At 20.6% G+C, this 21,932-nt stretch carries 21 protein-coding genes and 1 tRNA gene; 9 read left to right on the forward strand and 13 right to left on the reverse strand.

Annotation, left to right across the window (positions count from 1 at the left end; genetic code table 11):
• Positions 1-33 precede the first annotated feature (33 nt).
• Together pdhA and H0H58_RS02435 are read left to right on the forward strand one after the other, a co-directional pair.
• The gene (gene pdhA, locus H0H58_RS02430; protein WP_185864963.1) at positions 34-999 is read left to right on the forward strand and encodes a pyruvate dehydrogenase (acetyl-transferring) E1 component subunit alpha; all 966 of its coding nucleotides are present in this window, start codon (positions 34-36) and stop codon (positions 997-999) included.
• A gap of 82 nt (positions 1,000-1,081) precedes the next feature.
• On the forward strand, positions 1,082-2,308 hold the full coding sequence (locus tag H0H58_RS02435) for a dihydrolipoamide acetyltransferase family protein (RefSeq protein ID WP_185864964.1): 1,227 nt from the start codon (positions 1,082-1,084) through the stop codon (positions 2,306-2,308).
• On the opposite strand, the gene H0H58_RS02440 is transcribed toward H0H58_RS02435, so the two are convergent.
• Complete coding sequence (locus tag H0H58_RS02440) at positions 2,303-2,986, reverse strand: TerC family protein (protein ID WP_185864965.1); 684 nt, start codon at positions 2,984-2,986, stop codon at positions 2,303-2,305. The genes H0H58_RS02435 and H0H58_RS02440 overlap by 6 nt on opposite strands.
• 153 nt (positions 2,987-3,139) lie before the next feature.
• Between H0H58_RS02440 and H0H58_RS02445 the strand changes: the two genes are divergently transcribed.
• Positions 3,140-3,307, forward strand: coding sequence for a twin-arginine translocase TatA/TatE family subunit (locus H0H58_RS02445; protein ID WP_185864966.1), 168 nt, complete (start codon positions 3,140-3,142; stop codon positions 3,305-3,307).
• 3 nt (positions 3,308-3,310) lie between these two features.
• Here H0H58_RS02445 and H0H58_RS02450 read toward each other — a convergent pair whose 3' ends face one another.
• Together H0H58_RS02450 and H0H58_RS02455 are read right to left on the reverse strand one after the other, a co-directional pair.
• Positions 3,311-5,407 carry a SurA N-terminal domain-containing protein gene (locus H0H58_RS02450; protein WP_185864967.1) on the reverse strand — a complete coding sequence of 699 codons (2,097 nt, stop codon included), beginning with the start codon at positions 5,405-5,407 and terminating at the stop codon, positions 3,311-3,313.
• A gap of 3 nt (positions 5,408-5,410) precedes the next feature.
• The gene (locus H0H58_RS02455) at positions 5,411-6,673 is read right to left on the reverse strand and encodes a hemolysin family protein (RefSeq protein ID WP_185864968.1); all 1,263 of its coding nucleotides are present in this window, start codon (positions 6,671-6,673) and stop codon (positions 5,411-5,413) included.
• A 163-nt stretch (positions 6,674-6,836) separates the two neighbouring features.
• Here H0H58_RS02455 and H0H58_RS02460 point away from each other — a divergent pair.
• Positions 6,837-6,909 (forward strand) — tRNA-Phe (locus H0H58_RS02460).
• 672 nt (positions 6,910-7,581) lie between these two features.
• On the opposite strand, the gene H0H58_RS02465 is transcribed toward H0H58_RS02460, so the two are convergent.
• Positions 7,582-8,319: an isoprenyl transferase gene (locus tag H0H58_RS02465; protein WP_185864969.1), complete on the reverse strand. Its 738-nt coding sequence runs from the start codon at positions 8,317-8,319 to the stop codon at positions 7,582-7,584.
• Positions 8,320-8,386: 67 nt separating this feature from the next.
• Positions 8,387-9,268, reverse strand: a complete 882-nt coding sequence (locus H0H58_RS02470) for an NAD kinase (protein WP_185864970.1) — start codon at positions 9,266-9,268, stop codon at positions 8,387-8,389.
• 92 nt (positions 9,269-9,360) lie between these two features.
• On the opposite strand from H0H58_RS02470, the gene H0H58_RS02475 reads away from it, so the two are divergent.
• The 3 genes from H0H58_RS02475 to aroQ are packed head-to-tail and all read left to right on the forward strand — an operon-like array spanning position 9,361 to position 11,441.
• Entirely contained in the window at positions 9,361-10,293 is a 933-nt protein-coding gene (locus tag H0H58_RS02475) for a GHMP family kinase ATP-binding protein (protein ID WP_185864971.1), read from the forward strand.
• Positions 10,286-11,047 (forward strand): pseudouridine synthase, encoded by a 762-nt coding sequence (locus H0H58_RS02480; RefSeq protein WP_185864972.1) that lies wholly within the window; start codon positions 10,286-10,288, stop codon positions 11,045-11,047. Before H0H58_RS02475 ends, H0H58_RS02480 begins: the two co-directional genes overlap by 8 nt.
• Positions 11,016-11,441 (forward strand): type II 3-dehydroquinate dehydratase, encoded by a 426-nt coding sequence (gene aroQ, locus H0H58_RS02485; protein WP_185864973.1) that lies wholly within the window; start codon positions 11,016-11,018, stop codon positions 11,439-11,441. The genes H0H58_RS02480 and aroQ overlap by 32 nt, the downstream gene beginning before the upstream one ends.
• 11 nt (positions 11,442-11,452) lie before the next feature.
• On the opposite strand, the gene H0H58_RS02490 is transcribed toward aroQ, so the two are convergent.
• The 7 genes from H0H58_RS02490 to atpD form a co-directional block, all read right to left on the reverse strand.
• On the reverse strand, positions 11,453-12,235 hold the full coding sequence (locus H0H58_RS02490; protein ID WP_185864974.1) for an alpha/beta fold hydrolase: 783 nt from the start codon (positions 12,233-12,235) through the stop codon (positions 11,453-11,455).
• 24 nt (positions 12,236-12,259) lie between these two features.
• Positions 12,260-12,982, reverse strand: coding sequence for a ribonuclease III family protein (locus tag H0H58_RS02495; protein WP_185864975.1), 723 nt, complete (start codon positions 12,980-12,982; stop codon positions 12,260-12,262).
• Positions 12,969-14,237 (reverse strand): beta-ketoacyl-ACP synthase II, encoded by a 1,269-nt coding sequence (fabF, locus tag H0H58_RS02500; protein WP_185864976.1) that lies wholly within the window; start codon positions 14,235-14,237, stop codon positions 12,969-12,971. Before fabF ends, H0H58_RS02495 begins: the two co-directional genes overlap by 14 nt.
• Positions 14,230-14,484, reverse strand: coding sequence for an acyl carrier protein (locus H0H58_RS02505; protein WP_185864977.1), 255 nt, complete (start codon positions 14,482-14,484; stop codon positions 14,230-14,232). The genes fabF and H0H58_RS02505 overlap by 8 nt, the downstream gene beginning before the upstream one ends.
• Before the next feature lie 79 nt (positions 14,485-14,563).
• A complete protein-coding gene (locus tag H0H58_RS02510) occupies positions 14,564-15,166 on the reverse strand; it encodes a riboflavin synthase (RefSeq protein ID WP_185864978.1) in 603 nt (200 codons plus the stop codon).
• 246 nt (positions 15,167-15,412) lie between these two features.
• Positions 15,413-15,643, reverse strand: coding sequence for a FoF1 ATP synthase subunit delta/epsilon (locus tag H0H58_RS02515; RefSeq protein ID WP_185864979.1), 231 nt, complete (start codon positions 15,641-15,643; stop codon positions 15,413-15,415).
• A gap of 4 nt (positions 15,644-15,647) precedes the next feature.
• A complete protein-coding gene (gene atpD / locus H0H58_RS02520) occupies positions 15,648-17,141 on the reverse strand; it encodes a F0F1 ATP synthase subunit beta (protein ID WP_185864980.1) in 1,494 nt (497 codons plus the stop codon).
• A gap of 124 nt (positions 17,142-17,265) precedes the next feature.
• Between atpD and H0H58_RS02525 the strand changes: the two genes are divergently transcribed.
• Both H0H58_RS02525 and H0H58_RS02530 read left to right on the forward strand, forming a co-directional pair.
• The gene (locus H0H58_RS02525) at positions 17,266-18,216 is read left to right on the forward strand and encodes a bifunctional riboflavin kinase/FAD synthetase (RefSeq protein WP_185864981.1); all 951 of its coding nucleotides are present in this window, start codon (positions 17,266-17,268) and stop codon (positions 18,214-18,216) included.
• Positions 18,213-20,858: a PD-(D/E)XK nuclease family protein gene (locus H0H58_RS02530; RefSeq protein WP_185864982.1), complete on the forward strand. Its 2,646-nt coding sequence runs from the start codon at positions 18,213-18,215 to the stop codon at positions 20,856-20,858. The genes H0H58_RS02525 and H0H58_RS02530 overlap by 4 nt, the downstream gene beginning before the upstream one ends.
• On the opposite strand, the gene leuB is transcribed toward H0H58_RS02530, so the two are convergent.
• Positions 20,855-21,913 (reverse strand): 3-isopropylmalate dehydrogenase, encoded by a 1,059-nt coding sequence (gene leuB, locus H0H58_RS02535; protein ID WP_185864983.1) that lies wholly within the window; start codon positions 21,911-21,913, stop codon positions 20,855-20,857. The genes H0H58_RS02530 and leuB overlap by 4 nt on opposite strands.
• Positions 21,914-21,932 lie beyond the last annotated feature (19 nt).

Genomic DNA, 21,932 nt, shown 5'->3' on the forward strand with positions numbered 1-21,932 from the left:
AGATTCATAAAAAAAATAATAAAATAATTTTTTATGAAAGAAATAACTGCAAATACCTATTTAAAATGGTTTAAAGACATGTTTTTTTGGAGAAAATTCGAAGATAAATGTAGGTCTTTATACTTAAAACAAAAAATTAGAGGATTTCTACATCTATATAATGGACAAGAAGCCATTCCAGCTGGATTAACTTATGCTATGAATAATTCTAAAGATAATATGATTACAGCATATAGATGTCATATCTTACCCATTTCTATGGGGGTGGATCCCAAATTAATAATGGCAGAACTTTTAGGAAAAAAAACTGGAACTTCCAAAGGAATTGGAGGATCTATGCATATTTTTAGTAAAAAAAATCGTTTTTATGGTGGACATGGAATAGTAGGTGGGCAAATTCCATTGGGAGCAGGAATTGCATTTGCCGATAAATATTTTAATAGAAAATCCGTAACATTAACATTAATGGGAGATGGAGCGGTAAGACAAGGCTCATTACATGAAACTTTTAATATGGCTATGATGTGGAAATTACCTATTGTTTTTATATGTGAAAATAATAAATATGCGATGGGAACTTCTGTAGAAAGAAGTTCCAATATCGAAAAAATATATAAAATAGCATCTGCTTATGGAATGAAATCCTTTGCAATAGATGGAATGAATCCTGAAAAAATAGCAAAAAAAGCTTTTTTTGCTATTGATAAAGCTAGAAAAGGAGAAGGAGCTACATTTTTAGAAATAAGAACTTATAGATATAGAGGTCATTCAATGTCAGATTCTGAATTATATAGAAGTAAAGAGGAAGTTACTTTTTTTAAAAAAAAAGATCCAATTTTGAAAATAAGAAATTTTATATTGAAAAATAAATGGGAAACTGAAAAAAATTTATATCTTGTCGAAGAACAAGTCAAAAAAGAAATAAATTATTGTGTAGAATTCGCAGAAAAATCGGAATTGCCTTCTTTAAAAGATATGTTCGATGTTGTTTATGAATAAACTAATTATTTATAAATAAACTAATTATTATTGTAAAATAATAAATATATATATAACTAACTAAATAAAAATAAATAGAAACATGGCAGAAATAATATCTATGCCCCAGTTAAGCGATACTATGGAAGAGGGTACTGTAGTTAAATGGAATAAAAAAATAGGAGATAAAGTTATAGAAGGTGATATAATAGCAGAAATAGAAACAGATAAAGCTATTCAAGATTTTGAAATAGATATTAGTGGAATTCTCCTATTTATAGGAGTTAAAGAAGGAGAAACAACAAAAGTTAATGATCTATTAGCAATTATAGGAGAAAAAGGAGAAGATATAAATCATTTAATAAAAAAAAATAAAACTATAAAATCAATCTCTCCTATTATAGGAGTTAAAGAAGGAGAAAAAAAAAAGGTTAATGATCTATTAGCAATTATAGGAGAAAAAGGAGAAGATATAAATCATTTAATAAAAAAAAATAAAACTATAAAATCAATCTCTCCTATAGCTAAAAAAATAGCAAAACAAAAAAATATTTCATTAAAAAATGTAAAAGGAACAGGAGATCACGGTAGAATAATAAAGAGAGATATTGAATCTATAACTGAATATAAAAAAAATAATAAAGTAGAAAAAATTCCTCAATCTTCAATAAGAAAAATAATAGCTAAACGTTTAGCTAATTCTAAATTTTCAGCTCCACATTATTACTTATTTGTCGATTTAAATGTAGATCGATTAGTCGATTTAAGAAAAAAATTTAATAAAAAACTTTCTATAGAAGAAAGAATATCATTTAATGATATTCTTATTAAAATCGCTGCTCAATCTTTAAAAATAAATCCTGAAATGAATGTATCATGGACAGATGAATATATTCTTTCTCATAAAGAAATAAATATTGGTTTTGCAGTAGCTATTGAAAATGGATTAATAGTTCCGGTTATCAGAAATGCAGATAAAAAATCAATATTAGAAATTTCTAAAGAAATAAAAGAAAAAATCATACGATCTCAATCAAAAAAAATAGATCTAGAAGAATTAGAATATAGTACATTTACAGTTTCTAATTTAGGTATGTATGGGATAGATTCTTTTACCTCTATTATAAATACTCCTAATTCATCAATATTATCTATTGGTAGCATTAGAAAACGTCCAATCGTAAATAATTCTAATAATCAAATAGAAATAGGAAATGTTATGAAGATCACATTATCATGTGATCATAGAATAATTGATGGTGCTTTAGCGAGTAATTATATTAAATCTTTTAAAGAATATATAGAAAATCCTATTACAATTTTATTATGATTTTTTTTTAAAAAGAAAAGGTAATGTAATTATAATTAATATTAATAAAATAAATATATATTCTTTATATCCTCCAAAAAATGATTCTTTAAAATATGAAATAAATAATTTTAATCCAAGTAATATTATTATAATTGAAACAGAACTAGTTAGTTCCGGAACTTTTTTGATTATTTTTATAAAAAATTTTGTAGATATTCTTATGGATAAAATTCCAATAAACACTCCAAATAATATCAACAATAAGTTTTTAGATAAAGCTATAGATGCAAATATATTATCAATAGAAAAAATTAAATCCATTAATCCTATCGATAAAACAGTTTTCCAAGAAAATATTTTTTTTTTTTTTCTTTTTATAAGATTTATATTTTTATTATTATTATAATAATTAATAACTCCATTAACCATTAAATACCCCCCTCCTAATAATTTCAACCATTGAACATTAATTAATATAGATGTAAAAAATAAACATAATATTCTAAATATATATGCTACAGTAAATCCATATATCATAGCTATTTTTCGATCTTTCTCTCTATCTAATTCTATTATCATAGAAGATAAAATTATAGCATTATCTATAGATAAAATACTTTCTATTATAAATAAGTTTATTATAATAGAAATAGATAAAAAAGGATGATTAAGAATTTCTTGTATAAATTTTATCATTTAATTATTTTATATTATTATTTTATAAATCAAATGATTTTTCTATGTTAGATATAAATTAATTTTAAATTTTTTTTGTAAAAATTATAATAAAAGTAAATTATTTTTAAAAAATAAAAAATATATTTAAATAAAATTATTTTATATATTAACATGAATAATCTTTTATTTATTAGTTTTGAAGAAAGTTTCTTTATTATTTTTATAGCTATTATAATTTTTGGACCTAAAAAAATCCCGGAAATAGCTAGAGGATTAGGAGAAGGAATAAGATTTTTAAAAAAAGCTAAGAAAAAAATAGAAGACGAAATTAAATGGTGATTTCTATTTTCTAAAATCTTTTATTTCAGCGTTTTCTAATAAATCATATCCTAATTTTCCTAATAATTTTTTTCTTAAATTATTATCTAAATAATTAATTTCTTCAGAAAGATTATTTTTATTTATTTTTTTGAAAAAACGTTTATTTATTTTTACAAAAAAAATACCATTGATTCCTGATATAGGATATATTCTTCCATTATTTAATTTTGATGAAAAAATTTCTCCTATTACCTTAGGTTCTTTGTAAATATCTATGGTTGAATTGTCTAGACATATTTTGTATGATTTATTTATTTTCTTATTAAAAAATAATGATAATTCTTCTAAATTATTATTTAGAAATTCTTTTTGAATGATATTATTCATTTTTTCTCTTAAAAAAGATGAAATTATTTTATTTTTGTTGTCTATATAAATTCCGTTTTTTTGACATAAATAAACTATAATATAATCTTTATTAGAAGTAGTAAAAATATTTATATCTCTTTTTTTTCTTTTCTCTTCAAAAGACCATTCAATAATATTTTTATCTAATTCAGTATCTATTCCTTCAATATTCCATTGATTTCTTTTTATATCTTCTATTAAAAAAGATTCTCCATTATATTTTTTAGCATTATTAATTAATTCATTTAATTCTAATTTTTTATTTTTCAATAAAAAATTTTTTATTTTGTTAGAAAATTCATTTTCAGTTTTTTTTGATGGATAAATAGTCTTTATTATTATTCCTAATTGATAGGCATCCTTTATATTTTTTTGTTTGTCTATTCGAATAATATGATATCCAAAATCAGATTCTATAATACTTAATGATCCAATATGTTTTTTGATCGAAAAAATATCACTACCGATTATAGGATCTATTTCTTCATATTTCAACCAACCTAATTTTCCATTATTTATTTTAGAATTAAAAATATCATCTGATTTATTTAACGATATTTCAAACATTTTTGGATTTTTTAAAATATCACTATAAATATTTTTAATTATTCTATGAGCAGATTTTTTAGTTCTTTTATTAAAAGATTGTTTTGCATCTTTATGAGAAATTAATATATGACTAATTGAAACAAAATCAAAAATTTTTTTTATTCCAATTATTTTACCTAAAAAATAAACTTTTCCTTCTTTAAAAGGTCCAAACATACTACCTACTTTATTATTTTTTTCTACAAATTTTCTTAAAATAGGAGGAAAATATTTTTTAGTATAAAAATTAGAATCAAATGGTCTTTCAGATTGAGAAGAAATAATATTATTAGGATTATCAGTATATTTTAAATGATTAAATAACTTTTTCATATTATGATTAATATTATTATTATCATCTGAAGATGGATTAAATGGAAAAAAAATAAAAATAAAACTTCTTAAGTTATGTTGATTTTTATCTTTATTAATATATTTATCAATATTATTACTATATATATTAATAATGTATTTTTTTTCTAGATCTGAATAAGGAACAAATACATAATCAATAATAGAAAAAAGATTTTTATGTTTTAAAAACAATCTTGCTTCTATTTCTGATGTATTTAATCCATACATTATCATCTCTAAATATTTTTTAGTATATATCTTATTTTTTATACTATTTTTTTCATGATTCCAAATATTTTTTTCAATTTGAATATAATCGTTATTAGAATCATTATTAATTTTTTCTAAAAAATTTAAATAAGATTTAAATTTTTTTAAATCCATCTCTCCATTAAAATCATCAAAATCACTTATTTTACTATATATAGATTGTTTTTTTACAATATTCCAAAAAATCTTATCAGAAATTTTTATTCCAATTTTCTTTGCTGGTTGACTCAACAATTTTTCATTAATTAATAATTTCCAAGCGTTATTTTCTAATTCATCATTTGATATAAATCCCCCAAATTTTTTTAAAAATTGTAAACAATTAATATATTCTTCATCATAAATGTTTTCTCCGTTTACTTTACCTATAACTTTTTTAGAATTATGTAGAAATAAATTAAGAATTAAATTAGGATCTAATACAATAAAAAAAAATGAAATAATTATAGTTAACAAAATTAACCATGTATTTCTTCTTATTTTTTCTAAAATAATCATTATTTAACTTTTTTTTAGAAAAAAAACTTCTTCTATTTTATTTTTAGATACTTTTTTGATTTCGATATAAAAATTTTCATTAATTATTATTTTTTCTCCATTATTAGGAATATTTTCAGTATAAGCAACAATAAAACCACCTAAAGTTTCATATTTTTCAGAAGTTGGAATTTCCAAATTATATTTAGAGTTAATAAAATCTATTTCTAAACGTGCAGAAAATAAAAATTCATTGTCTCTTATTTTTTTATCTAAAAAGAATGTTTCATCATGCTCATCTTTGATATCTCCTAGAAATTCTTCTAAAATATCTTCTATAGTAATTAATCCTGCAGTACCCCCATATTCATCTAATATTATGGCGATACTTCTTTTTTTTCTAATCAATAGATCCATTATTTCTTTTACAGGAGTATTAATATAAGTACATTCTACAGACCTAATAATAGATTTATTTATATATTTAGGTTTTTTTAAAAATTCTAAATAATGAATATATCCAATAACATTATCTATATTATTATTATAAATAATAATTTTAGAAAATCCACTTTTTGAAAACATCTTTATAAGATTTTCTATAGATAAATCGATTATATTACAAGAAATTATTTCTTTTCTAGGAATCATACATTCTATTGCCTTTTTATCAGAGAAATTCAAAGCTTTATGAAAAATATCTATTTTAGATTCTACAAATCCTTTTTGTTGATATTTATATTTTACATTTTTTGATAAAAAATGAATTAAATCATATTTATCAAAAATTTTCTTTTGAAAATTTTTTTCTTCTCCAAGAATTCTTAAAAAAAGATTAGAAATACATATTACAAAATTAGTAATAGGAGATAAAATTATATTTATAATATATATGGGAATAATAAAAAATCTTAATAATTCATTTGAATATATACTAAATACAATTTTTGGAATAAATTCACCAATCATTAAAATAATTATAGTTGAAAATATTGTTTCTAATAGAAAAATCCATATAGAAGAATATACTTTAGAAAAAAAATAAAAAAATATCTTTTCCATATATATACCATATATGACTAACGATATCGTATTTCCAATTAATATTGTAGTTATCAATTTATTAGAATTTCTAATACTTTCATACATAATTTTATAACGAAAAGAATTTTTTTCTTTTTCTAATTCTATCTGAAATAAACTAGAAGAAACTAAAGCCATTTCCATACCTGAAAAAAAAGCAGAAATAAGTATAGTAATAAAAACTATACTAGTATAGTAAATCATATCATTTATATATATCTTAATATTAAATTTATCAATTAATTATTTTTAAATATTTATCAAATATATTATATTAAATCATCAAAAAAAATGTAAAAAATATTTTGTTAAAGTTATTACTAACTATTTTTAGTGTAATTTTATTAAATAAAAATATTTTTTGAATGGTATCTTAGCTCAGTTGGTAGAGCAAAGGACTGAAAATCCTTGTGTCCCCGGTTCGATTCCGGGAGATACCATTTACATATATAATTTCTATAAATTTATAATTATAGATTATTTCCTATAATAAAATAAATTTTATATTTCTAAAAAATAGACCATCTATAACCCTATATACTTATTAATTTTCAATGAAGTAATCACCTAATAATATATTCCAATATTTCCACATTATATATATAAATGTATTCAACTTAGTTTTAAAATCATTATGTAAATTATTTTGAATTAAATAACGTATTTCTAATAATAATTTTTTATAACTAGTTCCTTAATAACTATTAATTGGATTTCCTATATTTTTATTTAAAAATGAATATCCTATTAAAGGAATAAAAAATACTTGAGTTTTATTTATTGTATTATATTAAAATGGGTAATAAAATCAATTATTTTAGTATAATTTTATTATATAATTAATATAGATTAATGTTACCTATTTTTAATTTAAAAAATAAATTCTATGATTTCAAAAATTAAAATTAGATAGGTTATTATAAATTAATAATAAGGATCTATAAAAAATTAGATTTTTATTTAATTCAAAATAATTATCAATTAAAATAATATAAAAATATTATTATATTCATCTAAATAATTGTTATTATTAAATAATTGTATTAATCTAATAATTAGTTTTATGATTATAAAAATTTTTATAAATAAGGAAAAAAATTTAGATTAATGATTTAATGACTATTAATATTTCCAAAACGACGTTTCCTTTTTTGATAATTGATTATAGCTTCTAAAAAATCCTTTTTTCTAAAATCTGGCCATAAAATATCAGTAAAATATAATTCGGCATAAGCCGATTGCCATAGTAAAAAATTACTAATTCTTTTTTCACCACCGGTTCTAATAATAAGATCTACATCAGGTAAATCTTTAGTATATAGATGACTTTTGAAAAAATTTTCATTAACATCTTGTAATTGAAATTTACCTTTATCTATTTTTTTAGCAATTGCTTTGGTAGCTTGTAATATTTCTTCTCTCGCTCCATAACTTATAGCTAAAATTAAAGTAGCAGATTTATTATTTTTTGTTTTATTCATGTAAAATATAAGTTCTTCTTGAATAGATTCTAACAATTTACAAATATCTCCTATAACAAAAATTCGGAAATCTTTCTTATGCACTTCTTTCAAATAATCCTTAAAATAATTATGAAATAAATACATTAAATTATCTACCTCTTTTTTTGGTCTATTCCAATTTTCAGAAGAAAAAACATATAAAGTAATATAAGGAATTTTCAATTTTTTACAAGCATTTAAAGAATCTATTATAGAATGTACTGCTTTTTCATGACCAAAAGTTCTTAACTTTCCTCTTTTTTCTGCCCAACGACCATTTCCATCCATAATAATAGCAACATGATCTGGTATATTATTATAATCTATTTTTTTTAATAAATCTTTCATAAAAAAAATAATGATCGTAAAAAATATCTAGGTTACAAATATAATAATAAAAATTCCATATCATATATTAATTTCTTTGATCAACTCCCCATAATAACTTTTCTCTAAGTGTTTTAAAATAAGTATTTTTTCTTTCTTGAAAAAGATATATATAAAAAGGTGCTTTACTGATAAATAATTCATTTTCTTTTTTTAAAGATAATAATCTAGTATCCATAGATAAAGAATAATATTTAACTCTACTATGAACTTTTAAATGTAATTTTTTACAATCTGATATAATTAATGGTCTTGAAAATAAATTATGTGGAGATATTGGAGTAAGAACAAAATTTTTATTATCTGGACTGATAATAGGCCCCCCACAACTTAAAGAATAACCTGTTGATCCAGTAGGAGTAGATATTATTAATCCATCTGACCAATAAGAAGTTAAAAATTCATCATCAATATGAACATCAATATTAATCATCGAAACAGTTTCATTACGAAAAACCACAATTTCATTTAATGCAAAATTAAAAAATTTATTCAAATTCTTTATTGATGTCTCTAGATATAATAAACTTCTAGGGATTATATATAATTTTTTTTGAAAAATTTTATCTATTTCTTTTAAAAAGACATCCTTACTAAAAGTTGCTAAAAAACCTAAATTTCCTGTATTGACTCCAACAATAGGAATTCCAGAATCTCTAATGAGAGGAATAGCAGATAAAATGGTTCCATCACCACCAAAAGTAAACATCAAATCTACCCCTTTTAATTCCTTATAATTAGAAAATACAGGAATATTAAAATTCCTAAATTCTTTAAAAGATAATAATATTTTGAAAAAATCTTTTTCAATATAAATTTCTATTGAATTATTGAAAACATATAGTAAAAATTGATTTAAATATGTTATATTATTTTTTTCTAATTTTTGTCCATATACAGCTATTTTCATCTATAATATTAGATAAAAAAATGTTTTAATTTTATTAATTTTTTTGTCATTAATTCAAAATTTTTTATTTTTTTTACTTAAAAATATAAAAAATGAGAAAATACACATTTCCTTCGAAAATATTATTATTTGGAGAATATGGAATTATAGAAAATCATATGGGACTTTTAATTCCTAATAATTTATATAAAGGTCATTTAAAATTTAATCATAAATATAAATCAATAAATTTTTATAATTATTCTAATAATGAAATAAAAAAATATTTTAATTTTTTAAAAAAGAAAAAATTAAAATTAAACTTAGTTAAGTTAGAAAAAGATTTAAAAAAAGGAATTTTTTTTAAATCTAATATTCCTCAAGGATATGGGATTGGTAGTTCTGGTGCTTTAACTGCAGCTATTTATGATAGGTACTCAGAAAATAAATTAGTAATTAATAAAAAAAACTTAATAAGTTTAAAATTCATTTTCAGCGAAATGGAATCATTTTTTCATGGAAAAAGTTCTGGAATAGATCCTTTAATTTGTTACTTAAAGAAACCTATAATAATTCGATCTAACAATAATATATCTATTTTAAATAAAAAAAATATTTATTTGAAAAAATTTTTTCAAATAAATGGAACTATTTTTTTGATAGATTCAGGATTTCCTAGTAAAACTATATCAGTAAATAATTTTTTTATAGAAAAATTAAAACAAAAAAATTTTAAAAAAATTATGAAAGATGAATTTGCTAAATATAATGAAAAATGTATTAATTTTTTTCTAAAAAAAAATTTTAATGATTCTAAAATATTATTAGAAAATATTAAAAAAATATCTATTTGGATATTTAATCATTTTCAACCAATGATCCCCAAAAATCTTTTAAAGATTTGGATAGAAGGAATAATAAATAATGATTATTATTTAAAATTATGTGGATCTGGAGGTGGTGGTTATGTTTTAGGATTTACTCAAAAATATGAAAATTTTAATAAAAAATTAAAAAAATACGTAAAAAAAATTATTTATGTTTAAAAAAAAAATCAGATTAAATAAATATATATCTTATGCTGGTATCTGCTCTAGAAGAAATTCTGATAAATTGATTCAATCAGGATCTATAGAAGTAAATGGAAAAATTATATCAAAATTAGGAACTATAATTGATTATTATGATGAAGTAAAATTTAATGGAGAAAAAATTTTTTTACAAGAAAAAATTTATTTGATAATAAACAAACCAAAAGGATTCATCACTACAACAAAAGATCAATTCGGTAGAAAAACGATAATGGACTTAATCCCATATTATTTTTTTAAACGAAAAATATATCCGATAGGTAGATTAGATTATTCTACTACTGGAGTGCTGCTTCTTACTAATGATGGAAATTTTTCAGAATATTTATCTCATCCTAAATATAGAATCCAAAAAATTTATAATGTTACTTTGAATAAAGAAATCAAAATTGAGGATATAAGAAAAATTAAAAACGGAGATATATATTTAAAAGAGGGGAAAGTAATAATAAATTTTATAATGAAATTAAAAAAAAATCAAGTTAAAATAGGCATCCATATTGGATGGAATAGAATTATTAAAAGAATTTTTGGAAAATTAAATTATATAGTCATTAAATTAGATAGAATATCTTTTGGAGGAATTACAAAAAAAAATATAAAAATAGGAAATTGGAAAATTTTAAAAAAAAATGAAATTGCTAAAATATATGATACAATAAAAAATAATAATATTTATGAAAAAAATAAATATAATAAACGGACCTAATCTCAATTTATTGGGAATAAGAGAAAAAAACTTATATGGTAATGTTAATTTTATAGATTTTCTTAATGAAATCAAGAAAAAAAAATTTTTTTCTAAAATAGAAATTGATTATTATCAAAGTAATTATGAAGGAAAAATTATTGATTATTTACATAATATAGGATTTCAATCGGATGGAATTATTTTAAATGCAGGGGCATATACGCATACTTCTATAGCTATTGCTGATGCAATAAAATCAATATCATCTCCAGTTATAGAAATACATATTTCTAATGTACATTCTAGAGAAAATTTTCGAAAAATATCATATATTACTAATGTATGTAAAGGTACTATTTTTGGTTTTGGTCTAAAATCCTATGAATTAGGAATTATGAGCTTTTGTTTATAATCATAAATTTTTTATACTAAAAAATTTTTATCTTTAAAATTAAATTTTGACAGCCATTTTTCTAAAATTTCTGTAAATATCTTAGGATGTTCCATCATAGGAGCATGCCCACATTTATCTATCCAATAAAGTTGAGAATTAGGTAATAACTTATTAAATAATCGTGCAGTATATGGAGGAGTAATATTATCTTGTTTTCCCCATATAATACAAATAGGTTGATAAATTTTAGATAAATCTTTTGACATATTATATTTTATTGCGCTTTTAGCAAGATATAATATTTTAATTGCTTTTTTTTTATCATTAACAGTATTAAAAACTTCATCTATTAATTCTTTCGTAGCAATTTTAGGATTATAAAAAATATCTTGAGATTTTTTCTTAATATATTCGTAATTTTCTCTTTTTGGGAAATCTCCTCCAAAAGATTTTTCAAATAAACCAGAACTACCGGTTAATACAACAGAATGTACTAAATCAAATCTTTTCTTTGCTATAATTAAAGCGATATGTCCACCTAAAGAATTTCCTATTAATGTAGCTTTTTTTATTCCAATTTTCATTAAAAAATTAATGATATACTTAGATAATGTATATATATTTGTTGAAAATAAAGGAATATTATAAATCGGTAATGTAGGAGCAATTACTTTATAACCTTTTTTTGGAAAAAAATCTAATATTGATTGAAAATTACTCAATCCCCCCATTAATCCATGAAGTAAGATTAAAGGATGACCATTACCTCTTATTATATAAGTAATTTTATCAAAAATATTTTTTTTTTTCATTTTTCCAAAAAAATTTTATTAATATTATAATAACTTATTTTTTGTTTTCTTTTTGACAAGAAAATAAGCTTTTTTTGCTGCCATTTCTTCTGATTCTTTTTTTGAACTACCTATTCCTATAGTATGAATACTACATTTAAATATTACAAATTCAGATAAATAAACAATCTTACTATTATTTTTATCATTTAAATGAGTATTAAAATTTGTGATAAATTTATTCTTTTGACACCATTCTATAATCCATACTTTATAACTAAAAATTTCTTTTTGTAATTTTTTGAGATTTATGTGTTGATGAAGTATTTTATAAATAAAATTTTTACATCCTTCACATCCTATTTCTAAATAGGTAAATCCTATTAATGCTTCTAAAGTGTTTCCTAATACATTATTGTTTTCTATAATATTTCTATCGAAAAAAATCTTTTCTAAAGAAATCTTTTTAGATAACTCATTTAAATTTTTTCTACATACTATTTTAGCTCGTATTTGTGTTAAATCACCTTCTTTTTTATCAGGAAATTTTTTATATAAAAAATTTGATATTACAGCACTTAATATTGAGTCACCTAAAAATTCTAATCTTTGAAAATTAAAAGAATAATTTTTACTTAAATTCCTTTTTTTTGCAGAAAAATGATATATAAATACTTCTTTTAAAAGATTTACATTTTTAGGATCAAATCCTAATATTTTTTTAATCTTTAAAAAAAGAAAATCATCATTATCATTATTTAATAACATTTATTTTTTTAAATAAAAGACTAACATTGTGGCCACCAAAACCAAAATTATTACAAATACTAATTTTTACATTTTTTTTTACCACTTTATTTGTAGTAAGTCTAATTTTAGGATCTATATTTTTATCGAAGTGTACCAAATTAATAGTTGGTGGAATTAATCCTTTTTTTATAGATAAAATTGTTGCAACAGACTCAATGGCTCCAGCTGCTCCTAATAAATGACCTGTCATTGATTTAGTGGAATTAATATCTATAGAATAAATTTTTTCTTTAAATACTTCCTGAATAGCTTTTATTTCAGCAATATCACCTAATTTTGTAGAGGTACCATGAGAATTAATATAATCTACTTCTTCATATTTTACTTTTGCATCTTTTACGGCTGATTTCATCGCTAAAATAATCCCTTTTCCTTCTGGATGTGGGGCTGTAACGTGATATGCATCACCAGACATTCCTACCCCCCCTAGTTCTGCATATATATCAGCTCCTCTATTCAAAGCATGAAAATATTCCTCAAGGATAATACTTCCAGCACCTTCTCCTAAAACAAATCCATCCCTATCTTTATCAAATGGTTTTGAGGCAGTTTTATAATTTTTGTTTTGTGTAGATAATGCATTTAAAGCATTAAATCCACCTATACCGATTTGTGTAATTGCGGCTTCAGATCCTCCAGTAATCATTATATCAGCTTTTCCTAAACGAATTAAATGATAAGCATCAGCAATAGCATTAGATGAGGATGCACAAGAAGATACAGTAGCATAATTTGGTCCATGTAATCCATATTTCATAGAAATAAAACCAGCAGTTGTATCAATAAGCATTTTAGGAATAAAAAAAGGACTAAATTTTGGTAAAAATCCACCATTAATATAATCTTGAATAGATTTTTCTAAATTTAATAAACCTCCAATTCCAGAACCCCAAACTACTCCAATTTTATCTTTTTTTTCTATAGAAAAATCTATTTTACTATTTTTTATAGCTTCTTCAGTAGCAATAAATCCATATTGTGCACATGGATCTAATTTTTTTATTTCTTTTTTGCTAAAAAAAATTTTTGGATCATAATTTTTTAATTCGCAAGCAAATTTAGTTTTATGTTTTTTAGTATCAAAATAAGTAATCGGATAGGAACCACTTTTTCCACTAATAAGAGACATCCAATATTCATCAATATTGTTCCCTATAGGAGTAATAGATCCAATTCCAGTAATGACTACTCTTTTTAAACCTATTTTACACATTTTTAGATTTTTCTCTAACAATTTTCTCTATGGCATTAGTGGCTTCACCTACTGTTGTTATTTTCTCTGCTACATCATCAGAAATATTAATATTAAATTCTTTTTCAAATTCCATTATAAGTTCTACTATATCTAATGAATCCGCTCCTAAATCATTTATGAAACTAGCATTAGAGTTAACATCGTTCTTTTCTACACTAAGTTTATCTATAATGATAGAATTAACTCTAGATGGAATATCTGACATAATTAAAATTTTTTATTACTCTACAAAAGTAGTAAACTTTTTATATAAAATATTTTAAAATATTTATTACAATTAAATTTTATATATTTAATTCATAACTATTTTCTAAAAATTTACTAATATATTTTCCAATAATATCAAATTCTATATTGACAATATTTCCATTTTTTAAACAATGCATATTAGTATTTTTATAAGTGTAAGGAATAATAGTAACACCAAAAACATCATTTTCACAATAATTTACGGTTAAACTTATTCCGTTTATTGCTATAGATCCTTTTTTAACCATATTTGGTGATAATTTTTTTTTAATTCTAAAAAAAAATAAATAATCTCCATTATTATTATAAATTTCTACTATTTTTGCTGTAGTATCTACATGACCTTGAACTATATGCCCATCTATTCTACTAGTTAATGAAATACTTCTTTCTATATTAACTTTATCATTTACTTTTAAGTAATTCAAATTGGTACATAATAAAGTTTCTTTAGATGCCATTACCGAATAAATATTTTTATAAAAATCTATAATTGTTAAACATATTCCATTATGACAAATACTCTGATTAATCCTAATTTTATTAGAAAATGGATTATATAAACTAATATAAAGATTTTTTTTATCATAAAATAATTTATATACTTTTGTCATGCATTCTATTATTCCAGTAAACATATCATAATAATTTTTTATAATAGGAATTATGAAAAAAAATACAAAAGAATAATTTACAATTGACTATATAAAGGTATTTTTAATAAAAAAAAATGATTAATTCTTCTAATTTTATTCAAATCAAAATATTATTTATAATAAATTTTACAAATATATTATTGTTTTAATGTAAATTAAGCAACTTCTATTAAAGAAATAAATATAATAATGTAATAATAATCCTTTATTTAGAATATTAGAAAAAAATTATAAAAGAATAATAATAAAATTTTTTTCTACTTTCAATAAACCTTTGTCTATTTTTATTTTAAATTCTTTTTTTTGATTGTGATATTTTATATATCCATTTTTTAAAATGGATATAAATAAAGTATGATTTTTTAATATTTGAAAATATCCATTAAAACCTGGAGCAATTAAAGAAACAATATATCCTTTGTATAATATTTTTTTAAAATTTAAAATAGTTAATTTCATAAAATTATTTTAATTTTAATACTTGATCAATGGTCCCTTTTAAATTAAAAGATATCTCAGGTATATTATCTAATTCTCCATTCATAATCATATTAAATCCTTTAATTGTATCTTCAATTTTTACAAATTCTCCATTTATTCCAGTAAATTGTTTAGCTACATGAAAAGGTTGAGACAAAAATCTTTGAACTTTTCTTGCTCTAGAAACTATTAATTTGTCTTCTTCACTTAATTCTTCTATTCCTAGAATAGCAATAATATCTTGTAAAGATTCATATTTTTGTAATATTTTTTTTACTCTTTGTGCACAATTATAATGATTTTTACCAACTATGTCTGGAGATAAAATACTAGAAGTAGAATCTAATGGATCTACTGATGGATAAATTCCTAAAGATGAAATTTTTCTTGATAAAACGGTTGTTGCATCTAAATGAGAAAAAGTTATTGCTGGTGCAGGATCAGTTAAATCATCTGCTGGAACATAAATAGCTTGAACAGAAGTAATAGATCCATTTTTAGTAGAAGTAATTCTTTCTTGCATTGCCCCCATTTCAGATGATAAAGTCGGTTGATATCCCACAGACGATGGAATTCTTCCTAATAAAGTTGAAATTTCTGATCCAGCTTGAGTAAATCTAAAAATATTATCTATAAAAAATAGAATATCTTTTCCTTTTCTATCTTTTATAGATTGATCTCTATAATATTCCGCTAATGTTAATCCCGATAAAGCTACTCTAGCTCTAGCACCAGGTGATTCATTCATTTGTCCAAAAACAAAAGTAGCTTTAGATTTTTTTAAAACTTCTTTATCAACTTTAGATAAATCCCAATAACCTTTTTTCATAGATTCAATAAAATCATCTCCATATTTGATAATTCCTGATTCTAACATTTCTCTTAATAAATCATTTCCTTCTCTAGATCTTTCTCCAACTCCAGCAAATACTGATTTTCCTCCATATCCTTTTGCTACATTATTTATTAATTCTTGTATTAATACCGTTTTACCTACTCCTGCACCACCAAATAATCCAATTTTTCCTCCTTTAGGATAAGGTTCTATTAAATCAATTACTTTAATTCCTGTATATAATATTTCTGTATTGGTAGATAAATTTTCTAATAATGGAGGTTTATTATAGATAGATTTTCTTTTTGAAAAGGTTATATCCCCCAATCCATCGATACATTTTCCTAATACATTAAAAATTCTTCCATTAATAGATTCTCCAATAGGAACGCTAATTGGTGTATTTAATACATTTACTTCTTGTCCTCTTCTTAATCCATCTGTTTCTTCCATAGATAAACATCTAACTTTTTTATTTCCTATATGTTGTTGAATTTCTAATGTTATTTTTCTATCGGAAGATAAGTTTACTTCTAATGCATCATAAATATTCGGAATTTTATCATTTTCATCAAAAGAAACATCTATTACTGGACCTATGATTTTAGTAATTATTCCTTTATTATTTATTATTTTTTGCATTACTTCAAAATTATAATTTTAATTTTAATAATTCAAAATATAATAATTCTTTATTTAATATATATTTGTTTTTATTGTGTTTTTAATTAATTACAACAATATATATATAGAAAAATCAAAAATTTTGAAAATCTATTCATTCATTGATGAATTTCATTGTTTACATCCATGTGTTTTTACTATTGGAATTTTTGATGGAGTTCATATGGGACATCAAAAAATAATAAAAAATTTGATTTCTGAATCAGAAAAAAAATATTGTTCTGTATTATTAACTTTTGTTCCACATCCAAAAGAAATATTAAATCCATATAAAAAATTTTACTATTTAAACACACTTTATGAAAGAATAAAAAATATCCAAAAATTGGGATTAAATCATTTAATTATTCATCCATTTACTGAAAAATTTTCTAAATTAAGTATCAAAGATTTTTTTAAAAAAATTTTTCATTCTAATATTTACATAAAGAAAATTATTATAGGATATGATTTTCATATAGGAAAAAATAAATATAGCTCTCTTAATACACTAAGATATTTATCCAAAATCTACGGAATTAAAATTTTACAGATTTTACCTTATCAATTAGATAATCAAATTATAAGTTCTACTAAAATTCGAAATTCATTAATTTTAGGAGATTTAAATTGGGCAAATAAAGCTTTAGGATATTATTATACATTATCCGGAAATATTATAAAAGGTAGAGGAATAGGAAAATTTATTAATTTTCCTACATCTAATATAAAAATTAATACAAATAAATTAATTCCAAAAAAAGGAGTTTATGCAGTAAAAATTCGTTATAATAATACTATTTATAATGGAATGTTAAATATTGGAATTAATCCAACTATTAACCATAATAAAAAAATTAAAATAGAAACAAATATATTTAATTTTCATAAAAATATTTATGGAGAAAAAATTGATATTTTCATCATAAAAATGATCCGTGAAGAAAAAAAATTTAGATCCATTAAAGAATTAAAAAATCAAATTATTAAAGATGAAATTTATATAAAAAATTTTTTTATTGTCAAAAAATTAAATAATAATAATTTTAAATGAAAAAAATACTAGAAAAAATTTTTTTTTTAAAAAAAAAAATTTTAGTTTCAAAAGACGATACTACCATTAGAATTATTCGTGAAAAATATAATTGGAATAAAAATATATTGAATAATATTAATTTTTTGACAATAAAAAAATTAATTGATACTATTTCTGGATTAAAAAGGATAAATAAATGCGAAACATTATTATCTTTTTTTTCTATTTTAGAAAAAAAAGATTTTCTAGAAGAAGAACTTAATCTTAATAATTTTATTCAAAATATATTTAAAATATTAAATGATTTTCAAGATATTGATTACAATTTAATCAATAGTAAACATTTTTTTGAATATCTTATTTCGGAAGAAAGAATATTAAAATGGAATTTTAATCTATCCAATAATAAAAAATTTTTTTTATGGAAAAAAATTCATTTATACTATGATAAATTTAGATTTTTTTTATTACAACAAAGAATAGCATATAATGGATTATTATTAAGAGAATGTTTATTTAAAATAAATTCAAATAATTATAAAAAAATAATATTTATAATTCCGAAAAATTGTTATTTAAATCAATGGGAAAAATTTTTTTTAGAAAAAATTATTTCTAATAAAAAGGGAATAATTTATGAATTATTTTCTAATCGAATATTGGTAAACTATGAAACTTCTATTTTTAATAAAAGAAAAATAAATAATTTTAATAAATTAAAAATAATAAATGTCACAAGAGAAATAGAACAAATAATTTTCATAAAAAATCTAATAAAAAAAAAAATCCAAAAAAAAAACAATACAAAAATTAATAAAATAGCATTAATATTGGGAGATGAGAATCTGCTAATTTCCATTGTTAATTCTTTTATAAGAAATTTAAATATTAATATATCATTCAACATTAATTATCCTTTAAAAATTATTCCTATTCATTATACTTTTGTTTCCATATTTAAATTATTATTAAATAAATCATTAAAAAAAAGTTTTCAAAAAAATGATATTATAAATTTTTTAACAAATGGATATATAAAAAAGTTTTTTCTAAAAAAAAAAAAATTATCAAATTTTATAGAAAAAATAAACAACACAAAATCCAATTCTATTTCAAATAGAATCATTAATAATTTTTTATTAAATAATAATGTAGAAATTATATTTCAAATACAATTAGATAATACAAAAAAAATTATAAAAAGTTTAATTAGTTTTATTAGAAAATTAAAGTTTTTTTTGATAAAAAATTTAAAAGATAATTTACTAGAATTTCTATTTATTCATAAAATAGAATTTTACATACAAAAAATAAAAATATTAATTAGAAAAAAAAAATATCCATTTTCTATGGGAATAATAAATGTATATCATTTATATAATCAATTTATTAATACAGAAAATATTCAATATACTACCAAAAAATTTTATAAAAATTCAAAAAAATTATTACTAATAACTGATTTTCCATATTTCAATAATGAAAAATTTGATTTATCTATTATCACCTCTTGTAATAGTGGTATGATTCCAAAAAAAAATAATATTGATAATTTTACTTTAATATCTAACGATATAAGAAATAGATTTAATATTAATTCTACTAATTATGAATATAATTTTAGAATTTTTTTAAACATATATAAATTTTCCAAAAAAACTTATATTTTATATAAAGATAATCCAGATGATATAAATTCTGGAGAAAAAAGTTCTTTTATTAATCATATAATGATAAATAATCCAAAAATTAATATAGCTAAAAAAAAATTTTCATTATATCCTTATAAAAAAAAAACTAGAAAGGCTATTGTAATAAAAAAAAACCATTTACTTATTGAAAAATTAAATGAAATTAGTAAAAAAGGGTTATCTCCTTCTTCTATAAATTTATATAACTATAATCCTATTTTATTCTATTATAAAAAAATACTTGGAATAAATGTATTAGAATCTAATTCATATAAAATACAATTAGGAAAAATTATTCATCAAATATTAGAAAATTTATATGAAAATAATATAAAAAATTTTTTAACCGTTCATAGAATAAATGAAATGAAAAAAATTATTAAACCTACTATTTCAAAATTTTTAAATATAAACGATACTATTTTATCATTTTTTTTAACTAAAAATTATATAAAAAATTTTCTTTTGTGGGACGAAAAATTAGTAAAACAAGGAGAAAAAATTTTTATCAAAAAAATAGAATATAAGATATCTACTTTATTAAGTATTAATAATTCAAAAAAAGTGGTATTACAGGGAATTATAGATCGTATCGATGAACATGATGGAATTACTAAAATTATTGATTATAAAATAGGTATATCAAAATTTAGAAAAATAAATATATCAATAAATAATATTAAAAATATTTTTGAAAATCCGTATTATAAAAATGTTATGCAATTACTTTTTTACATATACTTATGGTATCAATCGAACATAGAAAATCAAAAATATCCAGTTAAAATAGGAATTATTTCAATTAATAAAAAAAACAAATCAAATTTTATAGAAGAAATTCCAATTATTTTTTTTAACAAAAAAACATATATAACTTATCAAAAGTATATAAAATTTTTTTTACCTTTTCTCATAAAAAGAATATCAGAAATATTAAATCCTAAAAATCCAATTATAGAAAAAATTTAATAATTAAAAATATATTTTTCTATATAATTTCCTACTTCTTCAGTTCCTGAAGGATTATCAGTATTAATATCTTCTGTAGAAATCTTATTTAAGATAGACATTTTTACGGCTTTTTCTAATAAAATTTTTTCTTTTAACATTCCAAAATAATCTAACATCATAGCAGCTGAAAGTATACATCCTATAGGATTTGCTATATTTTTACCCTTTGCTATTGGATAAGAACCATGTACTGGTTCAAATAAATATTTTTTATTGTCTCCTATAGATGCAGAAGGCAATAATCCTAAAGATCCACTTATAACACTAGACTCGTCTGATAAAATATCTCCAAACATATTATCAGTTAATATAATATCAAAATTATTAGGATTTTTAATTATCTGTATAGCAGCATTATCTATATATAAATAATCTAATTTTACTTTTGGATAATCTAAACTAACTTCTTTAACAGTTTCTCTCCATAATTTTGATGTTTCCAAAACATTAGCCTTATCTACTAAAGTAACTTTTTTTTTTCTTAAAAGAGATGCATCAAAAGCAACTTTTGCAATTCTTATAATTTCTTTTTTAGAATAAACACAATAATCATAAGCTTTCCTAAGATTTTTAGATCGACCTTTTTTTCCAAAATAAATTCCACCAGTTAATTCTCTATATATAATAAAATCAGCTTTATTTATAATTTCTTGTTTTATAGGAGATATATTTATACCAGGAAAAAATAATATAGGACGTATATTGCAATACAACCTCATACTTTTTCTTAATTTTAGAATTCCATCTTCTGGTCTAAAACCTATTTTATTACAATCGTATTTAGGATCACCTACACAAGAAAATAAAACAGAATCTGATTCAATACAATTTTTTATAGTATTTTCTGTAATTGGAACATTATATTTTTCTATGGCAACTCCACCTGCAAATAAAAAATTATAATGAAATTCATGATTATATTTTTTTGTAATAGCATTTAAAACTTTTAATGTTTGTTTCATTATTTCAGGACCTATACCATCACCTTCTATAATAGAAATATATTTTTTCATATTTTCATATTATTAATTT

The sequence above is a fragment of the Blattabacterium cuenoti genome (assembly GCF_014251775.1).
Lineage (GTDB): Bacteria > Bacteroidota > Bacteroidia > Flavobacteriales > Blattabacteriaceae > Blattabacterium > Blattabacterium cuenoti_H.

Excerpts from the sequence above, each read along its gene's own strand:
- pdhA (WP_185864963.1), top strand. The coding sequence starts at position 34 with ATGAAAGAAATAACTGCAAATACCTATTTAAAATGGTTTAAAGACATG.
- H0H58_RS02435 (WP_185864964.1), top strand. The coding sequence starts at position 1,082 with ATGGCAGAAATAATATCTATGCCCCAGTTAAGCGATACTATGGAAGAG.
- H0H58_RS02440 (WP_185864965.1), bottom strand. The coding sequence starts at position 2,986 with ATGATAAAATTTATACAAGAAATTCTTAATCATCCTTTTTTATCTATT.
- H0H58_RS02445 (WP_185864966.1), top strand. The coding sequence starts at position 3,140 with ATGAATAATCTTTTATTTATTAGTTTTGAAGAAAGTTTCTTTATTATT.
- H0H58_RS02450 (WP_185864967.1), bottom strand. The coding sequence starts at position 5,407 with ATGATTATTTTAGAAAAAATAAGAAGAAATACATGGTTAATTTTGTTA.
- H0H58_RS02455 (WP_185864968.1), bottom strand. The coding sequence starts at position 6,673 with ATGATTTACTATACTAGTATAGTTTTTATTACTATACTTATTTCTGCT.
- H0H58_RS02465 (WP_185864969.1), bottom strand. The coding sequence starts at position 8,319 with ATGAAAGATTTATTAAAAAAAATAGATTATAATAATATACCAGATCAT.
- H0H58_RS02470 (WP_185864970.1), bottom strand. The coding sequence starts at position 9,268 with ATGAAAATAGCTGTATATGGACAAAAATTAGAAAAAAATAATATAACA.
- H0H58_RS02475 (WP_185864971.1), top strand. The coding sequence starts at position 9,361 with ATGAGAAAATACACATTTCCTTCGAAAATATTATTATTTGGAGAATAT.
- H0H58_RS02480 (WP_185864972.1), top strand. The coding sequence starts at position 10,286 with ATGTTTAAAAAAAAAATCAGATTAAATAAATATATATCTTATGCTGGT.
- aroQ (WP_185864973.1), top strand. The coding sequence starts at position 11,016 with ATGAAAAAAATAAATATAATAAACGGACCTAATCTCAATTTATTGGGA.
- H0H58_RS02490 (WP_185864974.1), bottom strand. The coding sequence starts at position 12,235 with ATGAAAAAAAAAAATATTTTTGATAAAATTACTTATATAATAAGAGGT.
- H0H58_RS02495 (WP_185864975.1), bottom strand. The coding sequence starts at position 12,982 with ATGTTATTAAATAATGATAATGATGATTTTCTTTTTTTAAAGATTAAA.
- fabF (WP_185864976.1), bottom strand. The coding sequence starts at position 14,237 with ATGTGTAAAATAGGTTTAAAAAGAGTAGTCATTACTGGAATTGGATCT.
- H0H58_RS02505 (WP_185864977.1), bottom strand. The coding sequence starts at position 14,484 with ATGTCAGATATTCCATCTAGAGTTAATTCTATCATTATAGATAAACTT.
- H0H58_RS02510 (WP_185864978.1), bottom strand. The coding sequence starts at position 15,166 with ATGTTTACTGGAATAATAGAATGCATGACAAAAGTATATAAATTATTT.
- H0H58_RS02515 (WP_185864979.1), bottom strand. The coding sequence starts at position 15,643 with ATGAAATTAACTATTTTAAATTTTAAAAAAATATTATACAAAGGATAT.
- atpD (WP_185864980.1), bottom strand. The coding sequence starts at position 17,141 with ATGCAAAAAATAATAAATAATAAAGGAATAATTACTAAAATCATAGGT.
- H0H58_RS02530 (WP_185864982.1), top strand. The coding sequence starts at position 18,213 with ATGAAAAAAATACTAGAAAAAATTTTTTTTTTAAAAAAAAAAATTTTA.
- leuB (WP_185864983.1), bottom strand. The coding sequence starts at position 21,913 with ATGAAAAAATATATTTCTATTATAGAAGGTGATGGTATAGGTCCTGAA.